Source organism: Ornithinibacillus jepli, from assembly GCF_047228935.1.
Classification (GTDB): Bacteria; Bacillota; Bacilli; order Bacillales; family Amphibacillaceae; genus Ornithinibacillus.
In genome coordinates, this window is record NZ_JBFEGG010000002.1 from 227,293 (window position 1) to 244,422 (window position 17,130).

Here is a 17,130-nt window from a genome sequence, read left to right on the forward strand (position 1 = left end):
CCCCTTCAGGTTAAAAGCTCGGAAGTATTTCTGACTTTATACGTTCGTTAGAATTTAACCGTTTTTCTTCCATAACCATACTGTTTTGTCCATGGATTTCTTGAAAGGCCTGCATCTCAGCTTCATTTTTACGTATGCCTTTTGCCATTAATTCTTTAATTCGATCTTGAATTTTCGCATATGATTTAGGGATAACACGGAGAAACTTCTCTGCATTATTTTCCCAATATGTTAAAATTCGCTCCGCATATATGCTGTTCGTATATCGGACATGCTTCTCTATTAATTCATACACTTCATCAGCTTCTGATAAATCTTGGAGTCCTTGGACATGAACCATATCTGGATTTACTTTATCTCGGAAACTCCCATCGACGTCATAAATATATGCAACCCCTCCGGACATACCCGCAGCAAAATTCTTTCCGGTGGATCCTAAAACGACCACTCTACCACCAGTCATATATTCACAGCCATGGTCTCCAACGCCTTCTACTACAACATTAGCTCCACTATTACGGACAGCAAATCGTTCTCCAGCAATACCTCTAATGAACGCTTCACCAGAAGTTGCACCATAAAATGCGACATTACCAATGATGATATTATCTTCTGGCTGGAAGGTTACAACAGGATCAGGGTGTACGATGATTTTTCCACCAGAAAGTCCTTTTCCAACAAAATCATTGGCATCTCCTATGAGCCTCAATGTAATACCCCGTGGTATAAAGGCCCCAAAGCTTTGTCCGGCTGAACCACTAAAGTTTAGTTTTATCGTATCCTCAGGTAAACCAGCATCTCCATATTTTTTGGAAATCTCACTACCTAGTAATGTTCCAGTTGCACGGTGAATATTGCGAATGGCAGTCGTAAACTCAATTTGTTTTTCTTCTTTAAATACTCGCTTACAATTCGGAATGAGCTCCTCATAATCTAGGGTAGAATGAATTCCGTGGTCTTGTTCTACTTGCTTATATCGGCCCGTCTTACCAGAAACAGACTCCGCTTGATACAAGAGCCCCTTAAGGTCAATCGTTTTTGCCTTCCAATGATCGATTTCTTCATTAATTTCTAATACATCTGTACAACCAACCATTTCTTCAATTTTTCTAAATCCAAGCTCCGCCATGATTTCCCGTGTTTCCATCGCAATAAATCGCATAAAATTGACGACATGCTCCGGCTTACCGGAAAACTTTTTCCTTAGTTCTGGGTTTTGTGTTGCAATACCTACTGGACATGTATCTAAATGGCAAACACGCATCATTACACACCCTAACGCGACTAACGGAGCGGTAGAAAACCCAAATTCCTCCGCCCCAAGTAGCGCGGCAATAACGACATCTCTACCGGTCATTAATTTCCCATCCGCTTCCACTGCAACTCGGTCACGTAACCCATTTAACATTAATGTTTGATGGGTTTCTGCTAGACCAATTTCCCAAGGAAGCCCTGCATGTTTTAAACTAGTATATGGTGCGGCACCTGTTCCACCATCATAGCCACTAATCAGAATGTGATCTGCACGTCCTTTTGCAACTCCTGCTGCAATCGTTCCAACACCAACTGCTGATACTAGTTTTACACTAATTCTTGCATTTGGATTGGTGTTTTTTAAGTTGAAAATTAATTCCGCTAAATCTTCAATCGAATAAATATCATGGTGTGGTGGTGGGGATATTAACTCCACGCCCGGTGTTGAATTTCGCACTTCGGCAACCCATGGATACACTTTCTTTCCTGGTAAGTGTCCTCCTTCACCTGGCTTTGCCCCTTGGGCTACTTTAATTTGAATTTCTTCTGCATTGACTAAGTAGTTACTCGTTACGCCAAATCTTCCTGAAGCAACCTGCTTTATTGCACTTTTACGAGAATCCCCATTTTCGTCTAATCGGTAGCGATCACTGGATTCGCCGCCTTCACCTGAATTACTTTTTCCACCGATTCGGTTCATCGCAATAGCAAGTGATTCATGTGCTTCCTTACTTAAAGCACCAAATGACATTGCACCGGTTTTAAATCGTGCACAAATAGATTCCACTGATTCTACTTCATCAATAGAGATTGGCTTTCGTTTTTTAAATTTCAACAAACCTCGTAAGGACTGAAGATTTTCCTCTTCATCCGTTAACATGTTTGTATACGTTTTAAACAAGTCATAATTTCCTGACCGTACAGCATGCTGAAGTGTGTAAATAGTTTTCGGATTGTATTGATGATCTTCCCCATTTGTACGGTACTGATAATCATCTCCGTCCTCTAAGACGGGTAATGATCCTCTTTTAAGCTTAAATGCTTTCTCATGCCTTAACCGCACTTCCTTCTCCATCACATCAAGACCGATACCACCTAAACGCGATGCCGTACCTGTGAAATATTGCATAATCACTTTATTGGAAATTCCAACAGCTTCAAAAATCTGTGCACCCATATAACTTTGAATCGTCGATATTCCCATTTTTGATAATACTTTTACAATGCCATCTGTTACGGAATGAATGTAATGGTTTGTAGCTTGTTCAATCGTACTTGAAGAAATTTCACCTTTTTCTAGTAATGCCTCAATTGTGTCAAAAGCGATATACGGTGTTATCCCTTCCGCCCCATAACCAATTAATGAGGCAAAATGATGAACTTCTCTTGGCTCACCGGACTCTATCAAAATACTTACCTTTGTACGTAGTCCTTGACGGATTAGATGATGATGTAGTCCACTTACCGCCAGAAGCGATGGAATTGCTACTTTAGATTTCGATATACCTCGGTCTGATAAAATAATAAAGGTTGCCCCTTTTTCAATTTCACGAACCGCTTTATCTAATAAATTAGTAATCGCCTGTTCCATATTTATATTTACGTCAAATAAAGTAGAAATCGTTTTAGCGCGATAACCGTGAACGCGATTATTACGTAACTTCTCTAGCTGCTTTTTAGTTAGGATTGGCGTATTTAAACGGATTTTTTTACAGCTATTTGCATCAGGACCTACAATATTTCCTTCTGGCCCGATAGTTGTCGTAGTCATCGTAATCATTTTTTCCCGGATGGCGTCAATTGGTGGATTGGTTACTTGGGCAAAGAGTTGTTTAAAGTAATCAAATAAAAGTCTCGGTTTCTTAGAGAGAATCGCTAATGGTGCATCATACCCCATTGAACCGATTGGATCCTTTCCTTCTGATACTAGTGGTTTAATAATCTTTTCTATTTCTTCACGTGTAAACCCGAATGCAATTTGGTTCTCTAATAATTTATTCCCTTTGTAGGTAGGTTTCTCGGTAGAAGAATTCGGAATATCATCAATATCCTTTAACTCCATTAACCATTCTTTATAAGGTTTTTCCGTAGCTACTTGAAGTTTAATTGTCTCATCTGGAACAATGATTCCTTTCTCTAAATCAATGAGTAACATTTTTCCTGGTTCCAGACGCTTTTTATATAAAATATCGTCCGCAAATATGTCTAATGCACCAACTTCAGACCCGAGTACAATCATGCCATTCTTCGTTACATAATAACGTGCAGGCCTTAAACCATTCCGATCAAGACATGCCCCGATTTGTACCCCATCGGTATAAACAATAGCACTCGGACCATCCCATGGCTCCATGAAGGTACTATGAAACTCATAGAAATCTCTTTTTTCATCGGCTATATGTGGATTGTTTGCCCACGGTTCTGGAATCATCATCATTGCTGTATGGGCTAAGGAATAGCCGGATAAGTGTAAGAATTCAAAGGTATTATCAAAGATGGATGAGTCGCTACCATCTGCATCGATAATTGGTAATATTTTTTCTAGATCATTGTCATCAAAATAGCTTGACACACATGCCTTCTCCCGCGCTTTCATCCAATTTACATTTCCTCGAATTGTATTAAATTCACCATTGTGGATAGTATACCGATTCGGATGAGCACGCTTCCAACTTGGAAATGTATTGGTACTAAAGCGGGAATGCACCAACGCTAACGCGGATTTGAATTCAGGGTGGTTTAAATCGATGTAGAAGGAGTCTAACTGTTCCGGAATTAACATCCCTTTATATACGATTGTTCTAGATGATAAGCTGCATATGTAAGTATCGTTATAAGAGGTATTCTGATTCATTGCTTTTTCTATTCGTTTGCGAATAACATAAAGCTTTCGTTCAAAACTTTTACTATCTGTAATCTCTGGAGCTTTTTGGATAAAGCCTTGTCTAATGGTTGGCTTTGTTTTCATAGCTAGTGTTCCGATAAAGGAGTCATTGAGTGGAACCGGTCTCCATCCGAGGAATGTTTGGCCTTCTTCCTCAACAATAGTCTCGATTATTTCTTTGCATTCCACACGGGTTTCTAATTCATTGGGTAGGAAAATCATTGCAATGGCATACTCTCCTGCTCGTGGTAATGTTACACCTTCTTTTGCACATTGCTTTTGGAAAAAACGATCCGGTATTTGGGTTAATATCCCGGCTCCATCCCCAGTACTTGTATCAGCCGATTGACCACCTCTATGTTCCATATTACAAAGCATATTTATCGCATTTTGGACAATGTTATGCGTTCGTTTTCCATTAATATTGGCAATCATTCCAATACCACAAGCTTCATGCTCAAATGCTGGGTTGTATAACCCTTGTGCTTCAGGGTACTTGAAGTCTATCATATTTTTGCTCCTTTCTGGATAAACCTTTTTTTGCGCCAAAGTAATTTATATTATAGCATAATTACAGTCAATACACAATATTCAGAAAGTTATATTTATACAAATCCTTTTATATCGGGCATTGTAAACGCTAACACAATATGTTTTTTTGCTTTAAGCGTTTAATTGGACTCTATCATTTTTTATATTTATTATTGCTTACTAAGGAGAGTTAATAAGGAGTGAATAAACTTGAAATCCAATCATGCAAAGATATTTAATCATATACCACTTTCTGTTTTAGACCTTGCACCAATCACAGAAGGCAGTAATGCCAGTGAATCTTTCAAAAACAGTGTTGAATTAGCGCAACATGTGGAAAAATGGGGATTTAACCGTTACTGGTTAGCTGAACATCATAACATGGCTGGGATTGCTAGTTCTGCTACCTCTGTAGTAATTGGTCATATTGCTGGAAAGACGGAACATATACGTGTAGGAGCAGGTGGTGTTATGCTACCAAACCATGCGACTCTTGTAATTGCTGAGCAGTTCGGAACACTAGATGCCCTGTATCCAGGAAGAATTGACCTTGGATTAGGGAGAGCACCTGGAAGTGATCAGGCAACTGCCTATGCATTACGAAGAACGTTAAATGCTTCTGTTGATGATTTTCCAATGCAAGTAAATGAATTACAGGATTATTTCTCAGATGAACCTGTCTCACGAGTGAAGGCAATACCTGGCCAGGGAGCTAATGTACCGCTTTGGTTACTTGGATCAAGTGGGTTTAGTGCACAGCTTGCTGCACACAAGGGACTACCATTTTCTTTTGCGAGTCACTTTGCACCAGCATATTTACATCAAGCATTAACATTATATCGTGACAACTTCAAACCTTCTGAAGCTCTAGAGAAACCTTATGTTATGTTAGGTATTAATATTATCGCTGCCGATACAGATGAGAAAGCGAACTTTATCGCCACATCTCAAAAGCAACAGTTCTTAAATTTACGACGAGGTAATCCTGGAAAACTACAGCCTCCAGTTGATAATTTAGAAGAATTGTATTCACCAGCTGAAATCGCGGCAGTGGAGGAAACTTTAAATCCAAAAACTACTATTGTCGGTAGTGCTGACACGGTACGAAGAGGGTTAGAGAGCTTTATCGAGGAGACAGGGGCAGATGAGTTAATCATCGGGTCACAAATTTTCCATCAAGAAGACCGGTTGCGTTCATTCGAGATTGTAGCTGGGATGATGGCGTAAAAAAAGGAGGCCCCTGCTTTAAAACGTACGACAAGGCTTGAGCCAATGCAAATAGCACAAAAAGCTTGAGGAATTTTCCAACCTCAAGCTTTTTGATTTAAAGTAGTATGTTGGTTCATTAATTCATGCACCTATTGATTCATGATGATTAACTTCCCATTTTACGGCGGGTCATACTCGGTTTCTTCGCGAGTTGACTTTTCATATGCTTTGCTGATCCATTGTTATTCATGGCATTTCTATTGTTTGCTTGCGCCTGCTTTTTCCGTTCCAGCTGCTGTTGAACAATTTCTTTGGTACTAAGCTTCTTTTGCTCGGACATGTTATTTGCCCCCTTCATTCATCATTCTTTTATTATAATGACTTTTGTAACTTATAGCTACCTTATATATTTAAAGTTTAGGGTACAATAAATTAAGGATGTAATCGCATTTACGAGATAAAGATTTTAATTACTCCTTAATCTCTAACCCTAACAATCTCGCAAATCCTAATGCTTGTTCGGTGGATACGATGCAGCCTTGCATGCTTTCCAGGGAGACTTGTAACCTCTCAAATTTACAAGTAGATAGGTCCACACCACTTAGCTTCGTATTCGTAAAATTTGCCTCATCAATATCTGATAGTTGTATATCTACCTTTTGAAACGTACACTCGTAAAAATCACTAGTCTTCATCATGCATTCTTTAAATCGAACTTGCTTTAGTTCCGAATAACCAAAGGAACTAAAATTCAACTGACTATTATCAAATAGAACATTACCTAAAGTTGATTCTGACAACCCTGCTCCGATTAGTTTAGAATGGTTAAATTCTACTCGATGAATGATTGTTTTGGAGAAATCAACATTGGATAAATTGCATTGATTAAATATACAATCGGTTAATTCCATGTTCGAAAAGTCCCCTTCAAATGTAACCCGGTCAAACTGCACTTGATCAAATCGGATCCGCTCCAAATCATCCCTGGTTATGACACAATCTTTAAACGTGCAATTATCATAATACCCGTCTTCGTTTACTTGAAAGAGTACAATTGGCAACTCAACTGGAAGCTTAGGTTGTTTTATTTTTATTTCTTTCCCCATCATATCCTCCTTATAATAAATTCCCTCTTATGTTTATCATTTAGAGGGAATTATGATTATTAAGATTTCTTTTTTAAAAGTTCTTTAATTTCGGCTAGTTCCTGTTGAAGTTCGGCTAGCTTAATATCAGTTGGAGATGGGCTTTCTTCTCTTGATGCCTCTTCAACATTATTCACAATAACACCAACAAATAAATTTACTATAACAAAAGCACCAATCATAATAAAGGATACGAAATACCACCAAGCAGTTGGATCTAGTGCTAATATTGGCCTCATGACACCACTAGCCCAAGATTCTAATGTTATCACTTGAAAAAGAGATAGTAGGGAATCATGTAATGTTCCAAAATATTCTGGTGCGATATCGTTAAATAACATCGTACCGATAACGCCATATATATAAAAGAATAAACTAAGTAACAGCACGATCGTTCCCATCGAGGGGATCGTTAGAATTAAGGCATTAACCATTTTTCTGAGGGAAGGAATAATAGATATTGCTCGGAGTACACGCAATACTCTAATAATCCGAAGTACTGTTACATAATGACTTCCAACTAATACATGACCTAATCCTACAATGACAATATCAAATATATTCCAAGGATCTCTTACAAAATCTTTAATCGATTTCCTACCAATTAGGCGGATTATAATTTCAATTGTAAATACCCAAAGTAATAGCCTGTCCGCAAAATAAATCCAGTCGTAATATTTACTTGCTATACTTGAATAAGTCTCAAAACCTACTAATATAGCATTTATCATTATTAACACAATTATTGTATTCGTAAAAATAGAATGTTCAGATATTCTAGCACATGTTTTTCTTATATGATTCATTGTAGCATCCTCCCTTATAACATTTTACGGAATACACGATGTTCTGTCATCTTTAAAAGAATCTAGAAAATAAAAAGTGGCATAAGGATGTCAATCCTTATACCACTAGTTTCGCTATCTATAATTAACTTCCAGCTACCTTTTGCGCGATTTCAACTGTTCGCCTTGCCTGATGTTTAACAGCAGCTTGCACATCTTCCACCATTTTTCCATCCTGCCCCTGTGAAACACTCGTACCATATGGATTACCACCAGCACCGAACAATACTTGATCGGTATAACCAGGTGGTACGATAATCGCTCCCCAATGCATCATGGAGGTATATAACGCTAAGACAGTAGCTTCTTGCCCACCGTGCGCGTTTTGTGCAGAAGTCATCGCACTGACTACTTTATTAACCGTCTTACCTGATGCCCAAAGCCCACCTTGCATATCTATGAACTGCTTCATTTGGGAAGCTACATTTCCAAATCGCGTTGGTACACTAAAGATGATAGCGTCTGCCCATTCTATGTCATCACTTGTTGCTTCTGGTACATCCTTGGTCTCTTCAACATGCGCTTTCCATGCAGGGTTGGATGCAATAGCCGCTTCTGGAGCAAGCTCTGGTACCTTTACAACTTTTACCTCGGCACCTGCTTCTTTACCAGCCTCCTCTGCCCATTTAGCTAGCTGATAGTTCGTACCAGTAGAGCTATAATAAATCACCGCTAATTTAACCATATACATTCTCCTTTTTGTAAAATCATTTTCACGCTTCTATTATTTGCCATAAGAAATCATTTACTCATAAGGAGAGAATTTTTTTAATAATCGATTTCTCCAATTATCGTCCCTTTTACCTTGATATCACCATTTAGCCACTTGTCCAAAGAAAACGTTATTGGATTAGCATTTCCACCTATTCCAACAATCACCTCTAAAGTATTCGGCAAATAAATTACGGTGTGTAAGGTCCCAAAAAATTGACGATATTCGTTATAGAACAGTGGGGAATTTTCATTGTTGAATTTTTTAAATGCAACCTCTAGTGGATAAGCATTGGATGATAATGTTTGGAGAAATTCTTTTCGATGTATGGAGCCTGCAATAGTAGTTCTATTTTTTACTTTTAACAGATCGGTTTCAAAGTGATTCGTACACATCAAAATAGGGCTCTCGTGTACGATTTGTTTTTCCGGAGACGCTTCAACGATACATTTTCTTCCCTGTTTATCAACAAGAGAATAATTATAACAATATCCATGAGGAAGCTTCATGATCAAATTTACGGCTTCTTCCGCATTCCTACACTGCTCTAATACTAGCCGTACAATCGTTGTAGCTATAAAACCAGTTCCAGTATAGTGCTCATTTACTAAATGTAATCCCACCATAAGTCCATGCTCATTCATACCATCAAGTCTGCCTACAATCTGATCACTAAATCCTACACTTGCGTAACCTTCCTCTGGCTTATGAAAAACGAACCGAGCATCATATATCTCTGGGGTAAAATCGTAATTTCGAATATAGTAGTTGTCATGAGAAAAAGAAGTACATCCCATTGGCGGCACTGGCAGATTATAGCCACTATACATTCTGAGGACTGTATCAAAATCTATTTTCAAGCCATCAGCTATTCCTCTTAGCTCATCTAAAAAGCCAGGTGAAATGTCTTGTAGAATCACTTTAACCTCTTTCGAATTAGTATTTTTGGAGATGGCTTTTAGCAAATAAAAATGATCATTTATTGCTATCTGGTCACCTTGCTCTACCCCGATTTGATAATTCGATCCGATAAATTCTTCCACATCAACTTGAAGCTCCCGTTTCATTATCTTTCCCTCCTAATCTCATCACTGGTATTAGAATCGTAACACTATCCATATTCGTCCCATGGTACATCTCCATCAAAGAACCAGTTGGAATATAGTGATGCTCACTAACGTACTTCACAAGTTCTCGGTATGCTATTTCGATCTTCGTAAAATCGCCTTGAAAAGATGTCGCTACACATAAGGAATAAGGTAATCTTTCTTCCCTTTCAAATAAGCTTAAAGTTGAAATATCACAATCAGAAGCAATCCCAAAGCCAATCCATACTTGAATTTTTTCCATTCCCGATACATATTGGAGATAGCAATGTTTAATGGTTATAGCATTCTTTTTTAATTCCTCTTTTCCTTTTAAAAAATACGGGGCAAATTCCCCTTTATTACCTTCTGCGAATAGCCACACAACCCTTTCAGATTGCCTTTCCATTAAATAGATTTGTTCACCTAAGATGTCACTTTCTAGGAATGTTATTTGGATGTCCAGTAGTTGTCTTTGTTGTTTCAACGAATAAATCCAAGCTTCTTTTATGTCCTTCTGTTCCTGTCTATTCGCCATGATATAGTTTTGAATTTCACGTAACGGTACGTTTGCTGCGCGAAGACTAGCAATGAATCTTGCTAGTTCAATTTGCTCTTCTTCATACAGTCGATATCCATTTTCCTTATCTCGGATTGGAATTAAGAGTTCTTTTTCTTCATAAAAACGTAAAGTGCTTTTAGGTATACCGGTTCTATGTGAAAATGCTTGAATACTTAACATCTCTCTCCCTCCTATCTATAAGATAAACCTTAAAGTAACTTGAAGGTCAATAGAAAAATAAAAAAGACCAAATAATATCCGAACTATTATTTGGTCTATACTTCATTATTTATTTAAATTCTGCAACTCCACAGCCAATTTAGCCCCTAATACCGCATTATTTTTTACTAAGTCAATATTGGAATCTAAGCTTTTACCTGCAGTTATTTCTTTTATTTTCCCTAATAGGAATGGGGTCGTATCTTTGCCTGCAATTCCTTTGTCATCAGCTTCTTTAAGGGCTGAGGCAATTGCCGTATTAATTACTTCTTCAGGCATGGCATGCTCTTCTGGAATTGGGTTTGCGATTACTGCACCACCTTGAAGATTTAAGTCCCATTTTGCCTTTAATGTATTTGCGATTGTTTCTACTTCATCAGCTCTGAAATTAACTGGATAATCGCTTCTTCTCGTATAGAAAGCAGGTAATACATCTGTCTCATATCCAATCACTGGTACACCTTTAGTTTCTAAATACTCCATTGTTAAACCTAAATCAAGAATAGATTTAGCTCCGGCACATACTACTGCCACATTTGTTTGTGCTAGTTCTTCTAAATCAGCAGAAATGTCCATCGTTGTCTCTGCTCCACGGTGAACACCACCAATTCCACCCGTTACAAATATTTGAATTTCTGCAAGTTCTGCACAGATCATTGTAGCGGCTACCGTGGTTGCCCCCTTTTGTTTTGTCGCCAAAATATATGGGAGATCGCGACGTGAGACTTTTGCTACACCTTGACTATTTCCAAATTGTTCTAATTCATCATCTGTTAAACCGATTTTTATTTTGCCATCGATTAAAGCTATAGTAGCTGGTACTGCACCATTGTCTCGAATTATTTGTTCTACTTCTCTTGCTGTTTGCACGTTTTGTGGGTATGGCATTCCGTGTGAAATGATTGTCGATTCTAATGCAACGATTGGCTTTCCTTGTTCTTTAGCTTGTTTTACTTCTTTAGAGATTTCTAGAAAGTTTTTCATTATAATTCCTCCATATCTAATGTCAATTGTTGAGGGGATAGATTTTGTCTTACGGTATAATTGGTTTGTATCGTTTTTGCAGAATTAACGGCTCCTGTCTTAGCAATGTATAGAAGGCTTTTCCCTTCTAACCACGCGTATATAACGCCTGCAGAAAAAGCATCTCCAGCACCCGTTACGTCGCGAACGTTAGCTACTTCTAAAGCTGGAATATGGTGAATTCCTTCTTCTTTATTCCCAATTAACGCTCCATTTTTCCCATTGGTAACGACTACATTTTCAATTCCTAATTGAAGCCATTTGTGAACAGCCTTTTCCCAGTCTTCATCATTTTCAATATCCATATCGAAATAGGACGCTGTTTCTTCACAATTCGTAATAAGCCAGGTTAAGCCTTGTAAGTCCTTCGGCAGCCTGTCCATTTTTGGTGCAGATACGGTAATAAAGACTAAGGGAATATTCCTACTTAAAGCAAATTGTTTAATATAGGCTAACGTTTCTTTAGGCAAATTTAAATCAACTACGAAACATTTAGCTTGTGCATACTTCGTAAGTTTAGGTTGTAAAACTTCCGGTGTTATCGCATCATAAATATCCATATCGGCTAAAGCTAATACTAGCTCCCCAGAATGATCAATTACTGCTGAATAGGAACCAGTTGTTTCTCTTACTAATGGAATGACATCGGATAAATTGATATAGGTAGAAGAAGCTTCCTCAATAAAGTTCCACTCCGCATCAATACCACTAGCAGTTAGCATGGATACGTTCTTTCCAAGACGCCCTAAGTTTTCTGCTACATTTCTAGCTACACCACCAGCACTTTGCACCGACCTTATCGGATTGGAAGTTCCATACTGTAGCTTCCCTTTTATGTAAAACTTCCTGTCCACATTTGCTCCACCTATACAGACTATTTGTTCATTGTCCCCTACAATATAAGCCTTACCGTGGATGTATCCCTTTTTCACCAAGCCAGAAATGAGGTTCGCAACCGATGGTCTTGATAAGTCCATCTCGTCTGCTAGTTCTTGCTGAGAAATGAAAGGGTTTTTCTTTATCAAATTGAATAGTTTTTGCTCATTATCATTAAGTGAATAATTCATGTTTACCACCTAACTAAACTTTTGTTTATGTTTTAAACTTATGTTTACAATATATTCTTTGATTTGAAAAATGTCAATTATAAAATAAAAGAGTCTTAGACAAAAGTATTTTAGGCAAACAAAAAACCGAATATAGTGCACCTACAACGCATTATTTCGGCTATAAATCTGTACTATTTTGTTATGTCCCAGTCTCTTTACTAAATTTATTTAAACCAACCCTTTTCCCTAAACCGGGAAATAGCTTCAATTCGATTGCTAACTTCTAATTTATCTAGGATTATGGAAACATAATTTCGGACAGTTCCTTTTGAAAGATAGAGTTGCTTTGCTATTTCTTCTGTATTCTTACCTTCTGCGATTAAATGAATGACTTGATCTTCCCGCTCTGATAGTGGGTTTTCCTCTTTTTCAAATGCAATATCGATTAACTCAGGAGAGTAAATTTTTCTCCCTTCCATAATGACACGGATGGAGTGTGCTAATTCTTCACTCGGGCTATCCTTTAATAAATATCCACTTACATTTGCATTTCGTGCACGTTCAAAATACCCTGCTCTTGCGAAAGTGGTTAGGATAATGATTTTACATGATGCATCCTTTAATTCCTCCGCTACATCTAGACCACTCTTTAAAGGCATTTCAATATCCATCATACAAATGTCTGGGTCAAACTGCTTTACTAATTCAAGCGCCTCTGCCCCATTTTTGGCTTTTCCCACTACTTCCATATCATTCTCTAAGTCTAGTAAAGACCCTAATGCTCCGAGTAGCATCTGTTGATCCTCTGCAATAACTATTCGAATCATGATAACCTCACCTCTGATTGAGCTTGAATAACATTGGGCACCTTTATAGAAAGGATAGTACCGTTATGATTATCGATTTCCAATGTTCCGTTTACAAAATCTAATCGTTCTTTCATACCACGTAACCCATTTCCGTGTAAAGTTGTTATATCCTTCATTCCAATACCACTATCATGTACAATAATACAAACCTCACTTGGCGACTGGTCAATAATGACTTTGCAGGACTTGGCATTGCTATGCTTTACAACGTTCGTTACTGCTTCTTTTAAACACATGCTTAGTACACCTTCTACTAATAATGGTGTATGTTGAAGCTTTGGATCACCTTCTAGAGTGTATTCCATTTCCGCCGCCTCTAGCACTTGTTGAACATGTCTTACTTCATCTACTAACCTCGTACTACGCATATCAGATACCATTTCTCTCACTTCTTTTAGCGCGGTTCTCGCTGTTTGATGAATATCGAGAATCTCTTTATGCACCTTATCAGGGTACTTGTATAGTAGTTTTCCTGCCAAATCACTTTTCAAACCAATTAAGGAAAGTTTCTGCCCTAACGTATCATGTAAATCCCGAGCAATACGCTGTCTTTCTTCTAACACCATCAATTGGGAAATTCGTTCATTTGCATCCTCTAACTGGCCTTCCAGCTTTTCCCCTTTAATCCGATAAAACATATTAACTGGAACGAGTATGACGCCAATAAGACTTATAATAATAAACGGTAATTGTGAAAAGAAAATTTGGCTTTGAATAATAAATCCTAGGATGGTTGCTGAAACAGTGGTGACTAGATGAACAACATATAACGTAATAAAGCCTGCTTTATTTTGTATATTCCCTATAAAAAATGCAAGGAATAGGGAAAAGTAAACAAATCCAAACGATATTGTCATTCCAATGCTAATTGCCATCTCAATCGCAATAGAAAGATACACGGTCCAGCCTTTCTTTATAAACGATACTCGATAAGCAGTAAAAAACAAAGCTACCATGATTACTCCAACTAAAATTCCGACCGGTGTGGAGTACCGAATGATGAAATAGAAGGGTAGAATACAAAATACTATCCACATATAAATGCTAAGTCCTGTATTCTTGTATATAATTTGGTACCATTTTTGCATTTCTTTCCCTCCTATGTTCTATTCCCCTGAGTATAGCAGATTACTTGTAGCACAAAAACCCTTTCATTTGGAATAAAAGGGCTTTTCTAACATTATTTTTCTTCCACACTAGTACGTCTAGTAGATAACTGCAGGTTAGACTTCTGTGCTTTTACTTGATCTTTAATTTCTTTAAAGCTAACAAAAGTTTTACTTCTTTCATCATACAAACGAAAACGTATCGATTTTAAGCTAGTCGCTAACGTAATGGTCGTTGCTTTCTGTAATGGAGGCGTCGATACATGGGCTTTTTCTAAATTATAATTCGGTACTCTCGGGCTCAAATGATGGACATGATGATAACCGATACTACCTGTTAACCATTCGATTACTTTCGGAAGTTTATAATAAGAGCTTCCGTCTACAGCAGCTTTTACATAATCCCATTCCTCTTCATTTTCAAAATAGGAATCTTCAAACTGATGTTGAACGTAAAACAGCCAAATACCCGCGGCTCCTGCGATAAACAGAATCGGTAATTGAATAATTAAGAACGCTTGCCAACCTACCGCCCAGATTAACAGGGCATAAATTGCAGCAATGGAAAAATTAATTAAGTACGTATTGAACCGTTCTTTACGCTTGGCACCTTTACGATTAAATCTATTGGAGATTAAGAATAGATAAAGCGGCCCAAGTCCAAACATGACGATTGGATTTCTGTAAAGACGATAGGAGATTCTTTTCCAAACGGATGCTTCTAAATACTCATCCACCGTCATAACCCAAACATCACCGATTCCGCGTTTATCTAAATTACTACTTGTTGCATGATGGATGGAGTGACTCCATTTCCATTTTTCGAAAGCAAAGTGGGTTATAATACCGGCAATTGTTCCGACAATACGGTTTGCCTTTTTATTCTTGAAGAAGGACATATGGGTACAGTCGTGGAAAATGATAAAGGTGCGTACGACAAATCCTGCTGCAACTATGGTTAGAGCAATTGTTAGCCAAATCGATATGGAAAGACTTTGATATGCTAGGAACCAAAGAAGAAAAAATGGAATAATCGTGTTTAGAATTTGAATAATACTTGCCTTTGTATCGGACTTTGCAAATGGTGTAACACTTTTTCTTAATTGCGCTTGTTTTTCTTTACTCATCATGTGCCTCCCAATTTTTCTTAGATTATTATCATAATAGGTGTAAAGGCATCATTTTATAAGTCATATCCGTCAGTAATTTTATATGACAAGTGTCATGTTTTAAAAATCGCCAAGCATAAATGAAAAGGCGATGATTTTCATCACCACCTTTTTTCATCACTTTCTATGCTTTAACTATTCTTCATTCCCACTCGATGGTTGCAATGGTGGCGGTACGAGCCAGCCTTTTTCTTTATTCAATCGAAGTAGTTTTGCACAAAACGTTGCTTTTTGGGTATGAATAGTTCCAAAGAGTGTCGCAATATCTTCACGTATGGATTGACCAATCATCGTACTAGCAGCTACTAATCCTGCAGCAACATCTGCTGACATTTTGGCAGCAATTTCATTGTCCATAAAACGAGCACCCGTAGGAATAGATTCTAAATCCGCATTCGGGCGTTCCGGAGGCGTAGGCGGTAATCCGACTCCATTGTCCTTTAGTAGTTGCTCAATACTAGCTGATTCCTGTTTTCCAAGCTCAATCGCTTCTTGTAATAGTTTTCTTAAATCTTCGTCACCCGCATGGTTTAGTAATGTTTGATACGCCACAATCATGGCTTTACATGTACTAACCGCAACCCATGCACCATATACTTCTCCATAATGCATTGGTTCGTCTTGTGGATTTCCACTTAAAATTCCCATTGTCATCCTCCTTATTATATTCATGTATTGTACCACCTTCCTTACTTCCTTAGGTTGTCTATTCTCATAGAAAAAAAACATAAATTTATTTACTTCCTTTATCCCTTATTCCATTGGAAAAGATGAATATCATTGGTTTTCTATGACCATAAATTAGTATAATGATGAAAAGAACAAAGTACTGGAGGGGAAAGCATGAATATCCAAGATATATTAAATCAATTGGCCTATAAGGAGCCTGGTATTATGGGAAGAGAGAATTTTAAACAATCTGCTGTTCTCATTCCGCTTGTTGAAAAAAATAATCAAGCACACTTATTATTCGAAGTTCGTTCGATGAATTTACGTCGACAGCCTGGGGATATCTGCTTTCCTGGCGGGCGGATTGATCCAGATGATTCGACACCTATGGACTGTGCTATAAGGGAAACTACAGAAGAGTTGGGGATTCATTTTAATCAGATAACAGATGTAACTCCTATCGACTATGTTGTCGCTGACATGGGGAGAATCATTTATCCTTATGTAGGCAGGATTTCTGACATTAATACTATTAGACCAAACGAGGCTGAAGTGGGGGAAGTGTTTTATGTTCCAATTTCCCACCTTCGACAAACGACACCTGAATCCTACAAAGTGAACATAGAGGTAATCCCAGAAGATAACTTCCCCTTTGACCTAATCGTAGGTGGAGAAAAATATAACTGGCAGACGAGGCATTTTGAAGAGTTATTTTATCGTTATGAAGATAAAGTAATTTGGGGATTAACAGCGAAGATATTGAGTCACTTTTTATATTTGTTAGAAGACTAAATTTAGT

At 37.8% G+C, this 17,130-nt stretch carries 15 protein-coding genes; 2 read left to right on the plus strand and 13 right to left on the minus strand.

The annotated features are described in order from the left end of the window. Positions 1-10 precede the first annotated feature (10 nt). Positions 11-4,648, minus strand: coding sequence for a glutamate synthase large subunit (gltB, locus tag AB1K81_RS09035; RefSeq protein WP_412976334.1), 4,638 nt, complete (start codon positions 4,646-4,648; stop codon positions 11-13). Positions 4,649-4,879: 231 nt separating this feature from the next. Between gltB and AB1K81_RS09040 the strand changes: the two genes are divergently transcribed. Then, complete coding sequence (locus AB1K81_RS09040; RefSeq protein ID WP_412976335.1) at positions 4,880-5,896, plus strand: LLM class flavin-dependent oxidoreductase; 1,017 nt, start codon at positions 4,880-4,882, stop codon at positions 5,894-5,896. Positions 5,897-6,044: 148 nt separating this feature from the next. Here AB1K81_RS09040 and AB1K81_RS09045 read toward each other — a convergent pair whose 3' ends face one another. From AB1K81_RS09045 to AB1K81_RS09100, 12 genes are all read right to left on the minus strand, one after another. Next, positions 6,045-6,218, minus strand: coding sequence for a hypothetical protein (locus tag AB1K81_RS09045; protein ID WP_412976336.1), 174 nt, complete (start codon positions 6,216-6,218; stop codon positions 6,045-6,047). A 130-nt stretch (positions 6,219-6,348) separates the two neighbouring features. Next, positions 6,349-6,984 (minus strand): pentapeptide repeat-containing protein, encoded by a 636-nt coding sequence (locus AB1K81_RS09050; protein ID WP_412976337.1) that lies wholly within the window; start codon positions 6,982-6,984, stop codon positions 6,349-6,351. A 59-nt stretch (positions 6,985-7,043) separates the two neighbouring features. Beyond that, the gene (locus AB1K81_RS09055) at positions 7,044-7,829 is read right to left on the minus strand and encodes an ion transporter (RefSeq protein WP_412976338.1); all 786 of its coding nucleotides are present in this window, start codon (positions 7,827-7,829) and stop codon (positions 7,044-7,046) included. Positions 7,830-7,953: 124 nt separating this feature from the next. Continuing rightward, positions 7,954-8,559, minus strand: coding sequence for an NAD(P)H:quinone oxidoreductase (gene wrbA, locus AB1K81_RS09060; protein WP_412976339.1), 606 nt, complete (start codon positions 8,557-8,559; stop codon positions 7,954-7,956). Between the two features lie 77 nt (positions 8,560-8,636). Then, on the minus strand, positions 8,637-9,647 hold the full coding sequence (locus AB1K81_RS09065) for a C45 family autoproteolytic acyltransferase/hydrolase (protein WP_412976340.1): 1,011 nt from the start codon (positions 9,645-9,647) through the stop codon (positions 8,637-8,639). Continuing rightward, a complete protein-coding gene (locus AB1K81_RS09070) occupies positions 9,625-10,407 on the minus strand; it encodes a MerR family transcriptional regulator (protein WP_412976341.1) in 783 nt (260 codons plus the stop codon). Before AB1K81_RS09070 ends, AB1K81_RS09065 begins: the two co-directional genes overlap by 23 nt. A 105-nt stretch (positions 10,408-10,512) precedes the next feature. Next, positions 10,513-11,430 carry a pseudouridine-5'-phosphate glycosidase gene (locus tag AB1K81_RS09075; RefSeq protein ID WP_412976342.1) on the minus strand — a complete coding sequence of 306 codons (918 nt, stop codon included), beginning with the start codon at positions 11,428-11,430 and terminating at the stop codon, positions 10,513-10,515. After that, positions 11,430-12,545 carry a carbohydrate kinase gene (locus tag AB1K81_RS09080; RefSeq protein WP_412976343.1) on the minus strand — a complete coding sequence of 372 codons (1,116 nt, stop codon included), beginning with the start codon at positions 12,543-12,545 and terminating at the stop codon, positions 11,430-11,432. The genes AB1K81_RS09075 and AB1K81_RS09080 overlap by 1 nt, the downstream gene beginning before the upstream one ends. A 197-nt stretch (positions 12,546-12,742) precedes the next feature. Beyond that, entirely contained in the window at positions 12,743-13,345 is a 603-nt protein-coding gene (locus tag AB1K81_RS09085; protein ID WP_412976344.1) for a response regulator, read from the minus strand. Further along, positions 13,342-14,475, minus strand: coding sequence for a sensor histidine kinase (locus tag AB1K81_RS09090; protein WP_412976345.1), 1,134 nt, complete (start codon positions 14,473-14,475; stop codon positions 13,342-13,344). Before AB1K81_RS09090 ends, AB1K81_RS09085 begins: the two co-directional genes overlap by 4 nt. Positions 14,476-14,567: 92 nt before the next feature. After that, entirely contained in the window at positions 14,568-15,620 is a 1,053-nt protein-coding gene (gene desA / locus AB1K81_RS09095) for a Delta(5) desaturase DesA (protein ID WP_412976346.1), read from the minus strand. 177 nt (positions 15,621-15,797) lie between these two features. Next, positions 15,798-16,310, minus strand: a complete 513-nt coding sequence (locus AB1K81_RS09100) for a DUF3231 family protein (protein WP_412976347.1) — start codon at positions 16,308-16,310, stop codon at positions 15,798-15,800. A gap of 195 nt (positions 16,311-16,505) precedes the next feature. On the opposite strand from AB1K81_RS09100, the gene AB1K81_RS09105 reads away from it, so the two are divergent. Further along, positions 16,506-17,123: an NUDIX hydrolase gene (locus AB1K81_RS09105; RefSeq protein WP_412976348.1), complete on the plus strand. Its 618-nt coding sequence runs from the start codon at positions 16,506-16,508 to the stop codon at positions 17,121-17,123. Positions 17,124-17,130 lie beyond the last annotated feature (7 nt).

Bases quoted from the DNA above. Each gene is read 5' to 3' on its own strand.
- gltB (WP_412976334.1), bottom strand. From the start codon at position 4,648: ATGATAGACTTCAAGTACCCTGAAGCACAAGGGTTATACAACCCAGCA.
- AB1K81_RS09045 (WP_412976336.1), bottom strand. From the start codon at position 6,218: ATGTCCGAGCAAAAGAAGCTTAGTACCAAAGAAATTGTTCAACAGCAG.
- AB1K81_RS09050 (WP_412976337.1), bottom strand. From the start codon at position 6,984: ATGGGGAAAGAAATAAAAATAAAACAACCTAAGCTTCCAGTTGAGTTG.
- AB1K81_RS09055 (WP_412976338.1), bottom strand. From the start codon at position 7,829: ATGAATCATATAAGAAAAACATGTGCTAGAATATCTGAACATTCTATT.
- wrbA (WP_412976339.1), bottom strand. From the start codon at position 8,559: ATGTATATGGTTAAATTAGCGGTGATTTATTATAGCTCTACTGGTACG.
- AB1K81_RS09065 (WP_412976340.1), bottom strand. From the start codon at position 9,647: ATGAAACGGGAGCTTCAAGTTGATGTGGAAGAATTTATCGGATCGAAT.
- AB1K81_RS09070 (WP_412976341.1), bottom strand. From the start codon at position 10,407: ATGTTAAGTATTCAAGCATTTTCACATAGAACCGGTATACCTAAAAGC.
- AB1K81_RS09075 (WP_412976342.1), bottom strand. From the start codon at position 11,430: ATGAAAAACTTTCTAGAAATCTCTAAAGAAGTAAAACAAGCTAAAGAA.
- AB1K81_RS09085 (WP_412976344.1), bottom strand. From the start codon at position 13,345: ATGATTCGAATAGTTATTGCAGAGGATCAACAGATGCTACTCGGAGCA.
- AB1K81_RS09090 (WP_412976345.1), bottom strand. From the start codon at position 14,475: ATGCAAAAATGGTACCAAATTATATACAAGAATACAGGACTTAGCATT.
- desA (WP_412976346.1), bottom strand. From the start codon at position 15,620: ATGAGTAAAGAAAAACAAGCGCAATTAAGAAAAAGTGTTACACCATTT.
- AB1K81_RS09100 (WP_412976347.1), bottom strand. From the start codon at position 16,310: ATGGGAATTTTAAGTGGAAATCCACAAGACGAACCAATGCATTATGGA.
- AB1K81_RS09105 (WP_412976348.1), top strand. From the start codon at position 16,506: ATGAATATCCAAGATATATTAAATCAATTGGCCTATAAGGAGCCTGGT.